The organism is Roseovarius sp. EC-HK134, assembly GCF_902498815.1.
Classification (GTDB): Bacteria; Pseudomonadota; Alphaproteobacteria; order Rhodobacterales; family Rhodobacteraceae; genus Roseovarius; species Roseovarius mucosus_A.
Genome location: NZ_LR701544.1, coordinates 1,298,665 through 1,311,780, shown reverse-complemented (window position 1 = coordinate 1,311,780; position 13,116 = coordinate 1,298,665). Strand labels below are relative to the sequence as shown.

14 protein-coding genes are annotated in these 13,116 nt (G+C 59.1%); 9 read left to right on the top strand and 5 right to left on the bottom strand.

Features of this window, described 5'->3' with window-relative positions:
• The 5 genes from GC127_RS10265 (at position 1) to GC127_RS10250 (ending at position 5,915) form a co-directional block, all read left to right on the top strand.
• Positions 1–1,161, top strand: coding sequence for an acetate/propionate family kinase (locus tag GC127_RS10265; RefSeq protein WP_151977960.1), 1,161 nt, complete (start codon positions 1–3; stop codon positions 1,159–1,161).
• Between the two features lie 137 nt (positions 1,162–1,298).
• Positions 1,299–4,118 carry a molybdopterin oxidoreductase family protein gene (locus tag GC127_RS10260; RefSeq protein ID WP_151977958.1) on the top strand — a complete coding sequence of 940 codons (2,820 nt, stop codon included), beginning with the start codon at positions 1,299–1,301 and terminating at the stop codon, positions 4,116–4,118.
• Positions 4,115–4,264 carry a hypothetical protein gene (locus GC127_RS22805; RefSeq protein ID WP_198133556.1) on the top strand — a complete coding sequence of 50 codons (150 nt, stop codon included), beginning with the start codon at positions 4,115–4,117 and terminating at the stop codon, positions 4,262–4,264. Before GC127_RS10260 ends, GC127_RS22805 begins: the two co-directional genes overlap by 4 nt.
• The gene (locus GC127_RS10255; RefSeq protein ID WP_151977956.1) at positions 4,261–5,043 is read left to right on the top strand and encodes a 4Fe-4S dicluster domain-containing protein; all 783 of its coding nucleotides are present in this window, start codon (positions 4,261–4,263) and stop codon (positions 5,041–5,043) included. Before GC127_RS22805 ends, GC127_RS10255 begins: the two co-directional genes overlap by 4 nt.
• A complete protein-coding gene (locus GC127_RS10250) occupies positions 5,043–5,915 on the top strand; it encodes a DmsC/YnfH family molybdoenzyme membrane anchor subunit (protein ID WP_151977954.1) in 873 nt (290 codons plus the stop codon). Before GC127_RS10255 ends, GC127_RS10250 begins: the two co-directional genes overlap by 1 nt.
• Positions 5,916–5,933: 18 nt before the next feature.
• Here GC127_RS10250 and GC127_RS10245 read toward each other — a convergent pair whose 3' ends face one another.
• Positions 5,934–6,515, bottom strand: a complete 582-nt coding sequence (locus GC127_RS10245; RefSeq protein WP_151977952.1) for a DUF1523 family protein — start codon at positions 6,513–6,515, stop codon at positions 5,934–5,936.
• Positions 6,516–6,527: 12 nt separating this feature from the next.
• Positions 6,528–6,794: a hypothetical protein gene (locus GC127_RS10240; RefSeq protein ID WP_037296811.1), complete on the bottom strand. Its 267-nt coding sequence runs from the start codon at positions 6,792–6,794 to the stop codon at positions 6,528–6,530.
• A 102-nt stretch (positions 6,795–6,896) separates the two neighbouring features.
• On the opposite strand from GC127_RS10240, the gene GC127_RS10235 reads away from it, so the two are divergent.
• Positions 6,897–7,712: a cyclase family protein gene (locus tag GC127_RS10235; RefSeq protein WP_081507458.1), complete on the top strand. Its 816-nt coding sequence runs from the start codon at positions 6,897–6,899 to the stop codon at positions 7,710–7,712.
• A 107-nt stretch (positions 7,713–7,819) separates the two neighbouring features.
• Positions 7,820–8,629 (top strand): PHB depolymerase family esterase, encoded by an 810-nt coding sequence (locus GC127_RS10230; RefSeq protein WP_151977949.1) that lies wholly within the window; start codon positions 7,820–7,822, stop codon positions 8,627–8,629.
• A 76-nt stretch (positions 8,630–8,705) separates the two neighbouring features.
• Here the strand turns inward: GC127_RS10230 and GC127_RS10225 are convergent, their stop codons facing one another.
• From GC127_RS10225 to GC127_RS10215, 3 genes are all read right to left on the bottom strand, one after another.
• Complete coding sequence (locus tag GC127_RS10225; protein WP_151977947.1) at positions 8,706–8,948, bottom strand: hypothetical protein; 243 nt, start codon at positions 8,946–8,948, stop codon at positions 8,706–8,708.
• Between the two features lie 157 nt (positions 8,949–9,105).
• Positions 9,106–9,984, bottom strand: a complete 879-nt coding sequence (locus GC127_RS10220; protein WP_151992559.1) for a phosphotransferase — start codon at positions 9,982–9,984, stop codon at positions 9,106–9,108.
• Between the two features lie 134 nt (positions 9,985–10,118).
• Positions 10,119–11,078 (bottom strand): DUF808 domain-containing protein, encoded by a 960-nt coding sequence (locus tag GC127_RS10215; protein ID WP_151977943.1) that lies wholly within the window; start codon positions 11,076–11,078, stop codon positions 10,119–10,121.
• A 234-nt stretch (positions 11,079–11,312) separates the two neighbouring features.
• Here GC127_RS10215 and GC127_RS10210 point away from each other — a divergent pair, with 234 nt between their 5' ends.
• Together GC127_RS10210 and GC127_RS10205 are read left to right on the top strand one after the other, a co-directional pair.
• On the top strand, positions 11,313–11,804 hold the full coding sequence (locus GC127_RS10210) for an Lrp/AsnC family transcriptional regulator (RefSeq protein WP_037296997.1): 492 nt from the start codon (positions 11,313–11,315) through the stop codon (positions 11,802–11,804).
• 160 nt (positions 11,805–11,964) lie between these two features.
• Positions 11,965–13,107 carry a glycine cleavage T C-terminal barrel domain-containing protein gene (locus GC127_RS10205; RefSeq protein WP_151977941.1) on the top strand — a complete coding sequence of 381 codons (1,143 nt, stop codon included), beginning with the start codon at positions 11,965–11,967 and terminating at the stop codon, positions 13,105–13,107.
• Positions 13,108–13,116 lie beyond the last annotated feature (9 nt).

The window sequence follows — 13,116 nt, the reverse complement described above, 5'->3', positions numbered from 1 at the left end:
ATGTCGAAACCCGGCAACAGCGATCTTGTTCTGGTCCTGAATGCCGGGTCATCCTCGATCAAGCTCGCCGTTTTTGACGGCCAGCTTACCCAAGTATTGACCGGGATCGCCGATGGTATCGGCGGCCCCGGCACGCTCAAACTGGGCGACGTAAAAACGACCCAAGCCTTCCCAGACCATGCAACCGCCCTACACGCCATCCTGCAGGCGCTTGAAACCAAAGGCTTTCCAATCAGTCGCTTTGCCGCCGCCGCACATCGCGTGGTGCATGGGGGCACGGCACTGACGCAGCCCACGCGCATCACCCCCGAGGTGCTCCGCGCGATCAAATCCTGCACGCCGCTCGCGCCCCTGCACAACCCCCACAATATCGCTGCAATCGAGACATTGGCCGCCCTCGCCCCCGACTTGCCGCAGGTGGCCGCGTTCGACACCGCCTTTCACGCGAGCAACCCCGAGGTCGCCACCCGCTATGCCCTGCCGCCTCAGATCGAGGCGCGCGGCATCCGGCGCTATGGCTTTCATGGCATTTCCTATGCCTCTCTCGTTGACGGCCTGCCCGGTTTGACCGGCACGCCCCTGCCCTCTCGCCTCTTGGCCTTTCACCTTGGCAACGGCGCGTCGATCTGCGCCATCCGTGACGGGAAATCTATCGCAACATCAATGGGCTACTCACCTCTTGAGGGGCTGACCATGGGCACCCGCACCGGCATGATCGACGGCAACGCGGTGCTGCGATTGGCCGAGGAGGACGGTATCGCCGCCACCCACACGCTTCTGAACAAGGAAAGCGGGCTGCACGGCCTCTCGGGCGGCCTCTCGGACATGCGCGCCCTGCTCGCAGACCCATCCCCGGCAAGCACCTTCGCGGTAGAGCATTTTTGCTATTGGGCCATCCGGCACGCCGGATCGCTCATCGCCGCAATGCAGGGGCTGGATGCCGTGGCCTTTACCGGCGGCATCGGCGAAAACGCCGCCCCCGTTCGCGCCCGGATCATGGATGGGTTCTCTTGGCTCGGGGCACAGATCGACGCGCGCGCCAATGCAGCGGGTGACAGCCGCTTGCACGCCCACAGCTCTGGCATCGCCTGCTGGATCATTCCCGCCCAAGAGGAACGCATGATTGCAGGCGATGCGCAACGCCTGCTGTCTGGCGACTGAGGTGAAAATTGGGAAAAAAGACCGTTAAATTCAGAATTCCCGAGATATGTTTTCAGGAAATGAAAATAATCAAGAAGATGGTCGCGATTGGGTTTCATCTGCCATAACGTGACGCCGACAGAGGACAAAGGCCAGCCATGACACATCAGCCACGCATCAACACCTCGCCGCATGTCTCGGATGAGGTGCGCAAAACCACCTGTTACATGTGCGCCTGTCGTTGTGGGATCAATGTGCATCTCAAGGGCGGCACAGTCGCATATATCGAGGGCAACCGCGACCACCCCGTGAACAAAGGCGTGCTCTGCGCCAAGGGATCTGCCGGCATCATGCAGGTCAACGCCCCCTCGCGCCTGCGCGCCCCCCTGAAACGTGTCGGCCCCCGCGGCTCGGGCGAGTTTCAGGAAATCTCTTGGGACGAAGCGCTGCAAATCGCTTGTGATTGGCTGGAACCGATCCGCAAATCCGATCCTTCAAAGCTCGCGTTTTTCACCGGACGCGATCAATCGCAGTCTTTCACCAGCTTTTGGGCGCAGAATTTCGGCACGCCGAACTACGCAGCACACGGCGGCTTTTGCTCGGTCAACATGGCGGCGGCGGGCATCTACACCATGGGCGGTGCCTTCTGGGAATTTGGCCAGCCGGATTGGGACCATACCAAGCTTTTCATCCTTTTTGGCGTAGCCGAAGACCATGACAGCAATCCGATCAAGATGGGCATTGGCCGGATCAAGGCGCGCGGCGCACGTGTCATTGGCGTGAACCCGATCCGCTCGGGTTACAATGCCGTGGCCGATGATTGGGTCGGCATAACCCCCGGAACTGATGGGCTTTTCATCCTGTCTCTCATTCACGAACTGATGCAGGCAGGCAAGATCGACCTCAACTATCTCGCCCGTTACACCAATGCGCCAGTGCTGGTGAATGCCGACCCCAAATCGCCCGAACATGGCCTTTTCCTGCGCGACGCCGATGGCAAACCGCTGGTAATCGACCGGGCCACCGGCGCGCTTACCGCCTTTGATAAACCCGGTGTGCGCCCCGACCTCAGCGCCACACACGTGGCCGATGGCATTACGCACCGTCCCGTCATGCACCTGATGGCAGAGCGCTACCTCGATCCGCAATACGCCCCCGAAGAGGTGGCCGCGCGCTGCGGCGTCACGCCGGATAAAATCCGACGCATCGCCGCCGAGATTGCTCGCGTGGCGTTCGAAGAGGAAATCACCCTAAATCACGAATGGACCGATTTCCGGGGCGAGACGCATCAGACCATGACAGGCCGCCCGGTCAGCTTTCACGCCATGCGGGGGATTTCAGCCCATTCCAATGGCTTTCAGACGGCACGCGCCCTGCACGTCCTGCAAATCCTGCTCGGGACCGTCGAAGTGCCCGGCGGTTTCCGCTTTAAGCCGCCCTATCCAAAGCCCGTCAGCGCCCATCCCAAACCTCATTGCGGCGTGCAACCCGATTGCCCGCTCGACGGCCCGCATCTGGGCTTTGTGCGCGGCCCCGAAGATCTCGCGCTCAAGCCCGACGGCACGCCCGCCCGCATCGACAAGGCGTTTACATGGGAAAATCCGATGTCCGCGCATGGGTTGATGCATATGGTCATCTCCAACGCCCATGCCGGCGATCCCTACAAGATCGACACGCTGTTCATGTACATGGCCAATATGTCGTGGAACTCCTCGATGAACACGCGCGGCGTGATCGAGATGCTGACGGACAAGGATGAGAGCGGCGATTATGTCATTCCCCGCATCATCTATTCGGATGCCTATAGCTCCGAAATGGTCGCCTATGCCGATCTGATCCTGCCCGATACGACCTATCTGGAACGCCACGATTGTATCTCGCTGCTGGATCGCCCGATTTGCGAGGCGGATGCCGCCGCCGATGCCATTCGCTGGCCAGTGATCGAACCTGACCGAAATGTGCGCGGCTTTCAAACCGTGCTGGTGCAACTGGCCAACAAGATGAAGTTGCCCGGCTTCACCGCCGAGGATGGCGCAGCGAAATATACCGATTACGCCGATTACATCGTCAATCACGAGCGTAAGCCCGGCATCGGCCCACTTTCAGGCTTTCGCGGCGATGGTTCTGATACCGGGCGCGGTGCGCCTAACCCCGAACAGCTGAACCGCTACATCGAGAACGGCGGCTTTTTCGTCAGCCACATCCCAGACGGCGCGAATTACTATAAACCATGGAACATGGCCTATCAGAACTGGGCCGTTGGCATGGGTCTCTTTGACACGCCACAGCCCTATGTCTTTGATCTCTATGTCGAAACCATGCGAAAATTCCAACTGGCCGCCGAGGGGCACGGCACCCGCCAACCCCCAGACCATCTGCGCGCGCGGATCAAGGCCACGATGGACCCGCTGCCGATCTGGTATCCGCCGTTCGAGGATGCGCATGTCGATCCCGATGAATTCCCCGTCCACGCGCTGACACAGCGCCCGATGGCGATGTATCACTCTTGGGGCACCCAAAACGCATGGCTCCGCCAGATCCACGGCCATAATCCGCTCTATTTGCCAACCAAGCTCTGGGAGAAACATGGGTTTAGCGACGGCGATTGGGCGTGTGTCACCTCTGCCCATGGCGAGATTACCGTGCCGGTGGCCCATATGGCAGCACTCAATGAGAACACGGTCTGGACTTGGAACGCTATTGGCAAGCGCAAGGGCGCTTGGGCGCTCTCTGACGATGCCCCCGAGGCGACGCGCGGCTTCCTGCTCAACCATCTCATCCACGAACTTTTGCCACCCAAGGGTGACGGCCTCAGATGGTCCAACTCTGACCCGATCACCGGACAGGCGGCGTGGTTCGACCTGCGCGTCAAGATCGCCAAGGCCACCGCGCCATCAGAGGCGCAGCCCGCCTTTGCCCCGATCAAATCGCCGGTCGGACACGGCCCTGACCATCTGGAATGGAAGGTCGGGAAATGAGCGGCAAAACCCTGACATTGCTGGCCATTCTGGCCTTTGTCGCCTTCAGTGTCGGTTCGTTCATCTGGTTCATCGCCACATGGGACAAGAGCCGCGAAGAACCGGTGAGCATCCGGCCCCATATCAATGAGGAGCGCCGCGCATGACAACGCTTCCTGCATCCACCACCCGCAAACTGGGCCTTGTGATTGATCTTGACACCTGCGTCGGCTGTCACGCCTGCGTGGTGTCCTGCAAGGGCTGGAACACCGAAAACTACGGCGCGCCACTGTCGGATCAGCAGCCCTACGGTGCCGATCCGTCCGGCACCTTCTTGAACCGCGTTCACAGCTATGAGGTGCAGCCGCTGGCAACCTCTGCCATGCCGCACCCCGCTGCACAACTGATCCATTTCCCCAAATCCTGCTTGCATTGCGACGATGCGCCCTGCGTCACCGTCTGCCCCACCGGGGCCAGCTACAAGCGGGTGGAGGATGGGATCGTTCTGGTCAACGAGACCGATTGCATCGGCTGTGGTCTCTGTGCCTGGGCCTGCCCCTACGGCGCGCGAGAGATGGATCAAGCCGAGGGTGTCATGAAGAAATGCACACTTTGCGTGGATCGCATCTATAACGAGAACCTTCCAGAGGTAGACCGCGTTCCCGCCTGCGTTCGGACCTGCCCTGCCGGTGCGCGCCATTTCGGCGATTTTGCCGATCCCGAAAGCAATGTCTCAAAGCTGACCGCCGAACGCGGCGGCCTAGACCTTATGCCGGAACAGGGCACCAAACCCGTCAACAAATACCTGCCGCCGCGCCCCAAGGACCGGCTCGATCAACCCAAACCAGTGGGCGAGATCGACATTCTGGCACCGTTCCTGGCCCCCGTGATTGAGGAACCCAAGGGCTTCCTTGGCTGGCTCGACAAGACCTTGGAGAAGCTCTGATGCATCCCGCCCCTTCCGTCATCGTCTTTACCACGCTCTCAGGTTTGGGTTTTGGCCTGCTTTTCTGGCTGGGTCTGGGCCTGCCTGCGGTCACGGGCCGGGTTGCCTTTGCCTTTTTCGCCATCGGCTATGCACTGGCTGTGGGCGGGCTCATGGCTTCGACCTTTCATCTCGGGCATCCCGAACGCGCATGGAAGGCGTTTAGCCAATGGCGGTCAAGCTGGCTCAGCCGCGAAGGTGTGTGCGCGGTTGCTGCACTTGTGTTGATGGCGCTCTATGGTGCGGGGCTCGTGTTTTTCGATGAGCGCTTGGCGCTCCTCGGCTGGCTTGGTTCAGCGCTCTCGCTTGCTACCGTTTTCACGACCTCGATGATTTATGCCCAACTCAAAACCGTGCCACGCTGGAAGACCCCGCTCACCCCCGCGCTCTTGATCGCGATTTCCTTGGCTGGGGGCGCACTTCTGGCGGGACAGGTCAGCACAGCGCTCATCCTGATCCCGATTGCGGGCGTTCTGCAAATCCTCTGGTGGGTGCGGGGCGATGGTGCGTTTAAAGCCTCGGGCACGGATATGGCGACAGCAACGGGCCTCGGGCATATCGGCGCGGTCCGCGCCTTCGAGCCACCCCATACCGGGCCAAATTACCTTTTGCGTGAACTGGTCTTTCAGGTTGGGCGCAAACATGCTCTGAAACTGCGCGGTATTGCCTTTGGTCTTGGCTACGCTGCGCCTGTCCTGCTGTTGCTGGTGCCGTTCAGCCATGCATTGGCTGTGATCGCAGTCATCGCCCATGTCGCCGGGATTGCCGCCTCACGCTGGCTGTTCTTTGCCGAGGCAGAGCATGTCGTGGGCCTCTACTACGGCAAACGCTGAAACGTTGGGGCGCGGTTTTCACCCGCGCCCGACGCTCCATTCGGTATCATCCTTTTCCTGTCGTCCCTGCCAGAACCGCCGCCAACGCACCCGGATCGCCCATGCCGCAGCAGCGAGCATCAGAAGAACCACGGTCTTGACCCAAGGAATGATCCGCACATCCGGCCCCTCGACCGGCCAAATGCTGATGGCATTGGGAAAAATCGAAAAGAACTCAATCCTCCAGCCATAATGGCGCACGACGACCCATTGAGCATTCCCGGCAGCTTTCTTCGACATCATATCCGAGGCTTCGGCCTGTAGGTTCGAGGTGTCGAACTTGAAATAGGGCGGCCAGCCCCAACCCGTATCCTCGTTGCGATAGATCATCGGCTTTTCATTGGCCCGGAACGTCTGGATGAAGAACACATCACGCTCGGTCGCCGAAGGGTCCTCGCCGGTATTGGCATTCGACCAGAACAGCGCATTGTCACCCGGATTGACCCGCTTTTCATAGGTATCCGTAATCCGCACCACGTCATGCTGCGGCAATGTGTAATGCAGAAACGCAATTACACCGGACCAGAACAGCCCCCAGAAAACCCATTTGACATAGACCATCGCGCGGCCCCCTTACATGAAGTTCGTCAGATATATAATGACCACCACCGCCGTCACCGGAACAATATAGACCAGCCAGATCAGCCGTTTGCGCAAAGAGCGCTCATACTGCACCATCCCTGCCTCTATATAGGTAGTCCTGTCGCCGGGACGACCCGCTTCTTCCCAATCAAGCTCCATTTTCCGCCGCCGGGCAGAGCGCGAATACCACGAAATCGCGAGATAGATCACCGTCAGGGCGATCAATCCAAAGATCAGCAACCGCATCAGTGCCACCATGGCATGCCCCTGTTTCCTCTTTGCGACCAAAGCCGCCCCTTGCATAGCGCAGAATCATGCTAGGCTGCACCCCATATGCGCCAAAACCCGAAAGGACATGCCATGTGTGACGCCTGCATCATCAACGCGGTCAAGGACAGGATGCTGTCGCGCCGTAACTTTTTCACCGCTGCAGCGGGGGCCGGGGCGGCGGCCGCCTTCTCGCCTCTCGGCGGCACGCCTGCTCTGGCGCATGGCCACGCCAAGGTCGAGGACCTGACCCATACCTATGACGCCGATTTCCCCACCTATTTCGGCGCACCCGGCATTTCGACCGAGCAGAATTTCAACTTTGCCGAAAACGGCTTTAACCTGATGACGCTGACGGTCAACGAACACACCGGCACCCATGTAGATGCGCCCCTGCATTTCTCTGCGGATGGCGCATCAGTGGATGAAATCGCTGTGGGTGATCTGGTGGCGCCGCTCTGTGTCGTGGATATCGCTGCCCGGGCCGCACAGGATGCCGATACAATGCTGACCCCCGATGACCTCAAGGCTTGGATTGCCGCCCATGGCCCGATCCCCGACGGGGCCTGCGTCGCACTCCATTCCGGCTGGGGTTCCAAGACTGGCACAGAGGCGTTTCGCGGCTTTGACGGCGAGAAACAGCACTATCCCGGCTTTCACATCGAGGCAGCGCAAATGCTGATCGAGGAAACCGGCGCCCGCTCGATTGCCAGCGATACGCTGTCACTCGATCATGGCCCATCGGCCGATTTCGCCACGCATTACGCTTGGTTGCCCACGGGCCGCTTCGGCATCGAATGTCTGGCCAATCTCGACAAGGTGCCCGCCTCTGGCGCGACCATCGTTATCGGCGCGCCCAAACATCGGGGCGGCTCTGGCGGGCCTGCCCGTATCTTTGCGCTGATCTAACCTATAGGGCCCCGGTGCGTTGGAACCGGGGCTCATTCTGACACCTTTGTGAGATGACATCTCAGGCACGGTGGTTAGGCTGACCGCAAGGTATGAGCAGGCGTAGTATGCGTTATTTGGTGGTGATCCTGTGTATATTCTGGGCTGATCTGGCAGTCGCAACCGAGGGCGCAATTGGCCAATGTCATGCCGAGGTACCCTGTATGCTTGGGGATCGATCATATCATGTGCTCGAGCCGGATGGGTGGGACGGCAAGACACCACTGCCAGTAGTTTTGCATTTTCACGGCTGGATGCGGCAAGGCACGATCGTGGTGAAACATCCTCGCGTCGCAGGGGCCACCCGACGCCGAGGCGTGCTGTTACTGGCCCCCAATGGCGAGGGCAAAACATGGGATTTCTGGACGTCCCAAACGGATGACGTCGCCTTTGCCACTGCCGTGATCGAGGATGCCGCCCTGCGTTATCCGATAGACCGCGAGCGTCTCTTTGTCTCTGGCTACTCCTTCGGGTCTGCGATGGCTTGGCGCTATGTGTGCGAGAACGGCAACGGCGTTGCTGCCCTGCTGGCGATATCAGGAACCCTTCGCCAATCAGAAACCTGTCACCAAGCCCCGCAAGAGATTCGCCACGTGCATGGGACCGCTGATACCGTCATGGACTTTCCGTTTGGCCCCAATGGCGAGAGCACATGGCCGGTCAAACTCTGGCGGGACAGGCTGGGATGTGCCGAACCGGGTGAGGAGCGCGGAGACTGGAGCGTGACAGAGATTTTAAGCTTTCAGCGCATCGCGTGGGAGGACTGCACCGAAGGCCGCGTTCTGCTTGATGTGCATAACCGCGGCCATTTCATCCCGCGCGGCTGGATTGGCAGACAGCTGGACGAGCTTTTGGCCCTGCCATCATCCTATCCTTAAAACAGCAAAAAACGGGCACTTATGCCCGTTTTCTGTATTACGTGTCTAAAATCCAGCCAGAAAAGCTGGAATGATCTTAGTTTGTGGTCGTCGTGGAGGACGAACCGTCGCCGCCCGATGCAGCAACTGCACCCACGATGACTGCGCCCGCGACCACAGCAACCACTGTGCCGGTGCTAACACCCAAACCCAGACCAGCGCCCGCACCTTGTGTCGAGACAAACGGATCAGCGTTCGTTTTGGCCTCTTCTGCAAGCACAGGAGCGGCAGCAGAAACAGCCAGAGCGGCAGCGGCGACAAAAGTCGTAATCTTGTTCATTTTATTCTCCTATCCATTATGGACCATGACATCCCAAAAGGACTTAGGGTTGCTTATGCCATAGCTCAAGGCTCAATGGAACCTGAAATTTCGCCATGCGCCTAATCTCGCCCGTAAGAGATATAGTTGCAACGGCAAGATTAATTTTTGTGCAATTTCAGGAAAGTGCCGTGCTCATCGCAGCGATTTCCGCCTCTGCACCTTCGGCAGCAGCGGCATCACCACGCGAATCGAGCCAGAGACAATAGGCCGCCATGCGCCAGTGATAGAAGGCCGCTAGCGCCTGATAACGCCGGATGATCCCCTGCTCTGGATAGGCCGCGAGAAACCTCTGGCGTTCGCTCTCTGATAATGAGGTGCCGCGATAGGCCATTTGCATCGCGGGGGACAGAAACAGGGCGATATCCTCACACGGATCGCCATATGCCGGACATTGCCAGTCTATCAATCGCCAGTCACCCGGATGTCCCACGATATTTCCAGGCACCGGATCGCCATGCAGAAAACAGGAGCGACCCAAAGGCGCAATCACACCAGAGGGACGAAGGCTCATAAAAGATTTTGCTTTGGCCGGGGGACAGCGGGACAGGATATCTTCTGTTTGACGTAGAAGAGCGTCACTCCCATCAGGTACCGCGCGCAGATGCACAGGCCCGCCCATGCCGTGAACCCGGTGCAAAAGCGTGGCAATCTCTGCCACACCCGTCTGCCAGGTTTGGCCAGGAACATGGTCGTAGATCACACAATGTCCCTCAGCCAAGGCAAAGTCATCCAACCATCTTGGGGCAAGGTTCAGACTGTCCAGATACCGAAGACTGGCCACCTCAGCGCTTGCATCATTGGGGAACAAGGGATTGTCAGAGCCCTTCCCAAAAAGTTTGACAACGAGAGAGAGGCCCCCGGCCTCGACCTTCCAACTCTGATTGGTGCGCCCGCCCATAAGGCGGGTCCACAAGGCATCGGATACGGCAAACCCGCGCTGCAAGAGCGCGGCACGCAACCCGGATTGCATCATCTTTGCCGAGTCACTTTTCAAAGGTTGCCACCGTGTCGCCAAGGAAATTTACGCGAAGCTAGAAGGAAGCGGGTGATCCCACAAGAGACGGAGTTTTGAACACCTTGCAAGATAGGAATAGCCATCGCTCTGCCGTTGATAGCCACGGAACGAAATCACAACTTCTCAGGAAAGAGCCAGCCGGACACCGGAACAATGGCGCGCGTGACCACCGGGATCAGTGCAAGGCCAGCCGTTAGCCCGACTATTCCGTCCAGCCCCGCCGTCACACCCCAAGTGACAAAGCCGGGCATCGCCCCGACCGCCTCTGCCGCCCATGTCGCGGCATGTTTGATCTGCTCATAGGGCAGATGCCAGCCAAGGTCATGCAAACCGTGCACAAGAATGCTCCCCCCGACCCACAGCATCGCAACCGTACCGATAGCCCCGATTCCCGCCAATACACCCGGCATAGACCGGACAATTCCACGCCCTAACGCGCGTGTTGGGGCAAAGTGCCCGGTCGTGCTGAGATGCAGGCCGACATCATCGGCCTTCACAAGCAAAGCCACGGCCCCATAAACCAAGACGGTGATGCCGATGGCCACCAAGGCCAAGGCAGCAGCCTGTATCCAAAAGGTACCAATGTCGATCTGTGACAAGGCGATGGTCATGATCTCTGCGGACAGGATGAAATCGGTTTTGATCGCCCCTTTGACACGCTGTTCTTCAAGATGCGCGGCCTCAAGGGTTTCGGCCTCCTGCGGGCCATGGTCCTTGTGTGGCACGATCAGATGCCAGACCTTCTCGCCCCCTTCGAAACACAGATAGGCACCGCCAATCATCAAAAGCGGCGTCAACATCCACGGCAGAAACGCATTCAACAAAAGCGCTGCGGGCAGCAGGATCACCAGCTTGTTGAAAAACGAGGCCCGCGCGATTTTCCAGACAATAGGCAATTCCCGCGCGGCAGGCAGACCAGTTGCATATTTCGGCGTGACAGCGGCATCGTCGATGATCACACCTGCGGCCTTAGTCCCTGCCTTGCTCGCCTGCGCCGCAACATCATCGAGTTGCGTCGCAGCCAGCTTGGCGATGGCAGCCACATCGTCGAACAAAGCCAGTAATCCGCTCATGACTTTCTCCGCCTTGGTTTGGGCCGCTCGCCCTAGACCTCTAGCAAGGAAACCACCCCATATTCAACGATCTCTCGCCAAGACTTGGTTGGCACACGACGATCACCGTCGTTTTTTGAGCAAAAGATGTTGCAATAGGACGACGGGGCGCGGATATGCGCGATACACTCTACAGGGCTTGCGCGGCGCGGCGCGATGACCAATGGCAACCCGGTGGCAAGGGGTTTTAATGGGATGAAACGGCTTGGGCTTGATGCAACGGATATCCGCATTCTCAATGCCGTCCAACAGCATGGCCCCCTGAGCAAGACACGGCTGGCCGAAATTGCCAACATCTCTCCGACACCGTGTTGGGCACGGCTGGACAGGCTCAAAGCGGCTGGATTTATCCGTGGTTATCACGCTGACATTGTTCTCGAAAAGATCTGTGATTTCACCGAAGTGGTCGTGACCGTCTCGCTCACGCATCACCGCAAAGTGGATTTCGATCGGTTCGAGGGGTTCGTGCGTGGCCGGAACGAAATCACAGAATGCATCGCGACCGGCGGCGGAATGGATTATGTCATGCGGGTCATCTGCCCCAGCCTTGCGCGGTTCCAGACCGTGATGGAGGCCATGCTTGCCGCTGAGTTGGGCATCGACCGTTACATGACCTATATCGCCACGCGACGGGTCAAATCCGGTCAGCCGAACCTCGCGATTCTCACGGCCAAAGACGGCAAGTGATCGTTACGACTGCGCAGTCCATACCCGCCCAAAAATCAGGCTATTCAGCCTGCGCGGATCGTTTTTTCAGACCAAATTGCAGCACTGAATGGCCCTAGAAGATCGCCAGTTTCAGACAGTCCGCCGCTTGTGGCGCGACGGGACAGCAAGGGCGAAAACCATGATGCAAGCAGACGACTTCGGCTTCGGCACCCAGATCCGCAAATCCCCTTATTTCGACGCCACCGTGCGGTGGGGCGCCAAGGGATTTTCGGTTTACAATCATATGTATATCCCTCGCGATTTCGGTGATCCCGAACAGAATTTCTGGAACCTCGTGAATGATGCCATCCTCTGCGATGTGGCGGTTGAGCGTCAGGTCGAAATCACGGGACCGGACGCCGCGCGCTTCGTGCAAATGCTCACCCCGCGCGACCTGTCCAAGATGGCGGTAGGCCAGTGCAAATACATCCTGATCACCAATGCGGACGGTGGCATTCTCAACGATCCGATCCTGCTACGTCTGGCCGAAAACCACTTTTGGATTTCGCTGGCAGATAGCGACATTCTTCTGTGGGCGCAGGGCGTGGCGGTACATTCCGGTATGGACGTCACCATTGGCGAACCTGATGTGTCGCCGCTGCAATTGCAGGGGCCGAAATCGGGCCTGATCATGCAAGAGCTTTTTGGCGAGAGCATCATGGAGTTGAAATACTACTGGCTGCGTGAGCTTGAACTGGATGGCATTCCCCTGCTTGTGTCGCGCACCGGCTGGTCAAGCGAGTTGGGCTACGAGATTTACCTGCGGGACAGCGCCCATGGCGATGCTCTGTGGGAGCGGATCATGGCGGCAGGTATGCCGTTTGGCCTCAAGCCCGGTCACACCTCTTCTATCCGCCGGATCGAGGGCGGGATGCTTTCCTATCATGCTGATGCCGACATCAAAACCAACCCCTATGAGTTGGGGCTGGACCGTCTGGTCAACGTCGATATTGAGGCCGAATTCATCGGCAAGGCCGCGCTGCGTCATATCAAGGCGCAAGGGCCGAGCCGCAAACAGATCGGCCTGATCATTGACGGCGCACCGCTCAAGGGGCCGAACACCACCTTCTGGGCGATAAATGTCGCGGGTGTGCAGGTGGGCAAGGTCACATCAGCCGTGTATTCGCCGCGTCTGGAGCGCAATATCGCACTGGCCATGGTCGCGGCAGAGCATGCCAACATCGGTGCCGAGGTCGAGATCGTGACCAGCCAAGGGCCAGTGCGCGCCGTGATGGTGGAACGCCCCTTCTACGACCCCAACAAGAAAATTGCCGCTGCCTAAGCGCGCCCA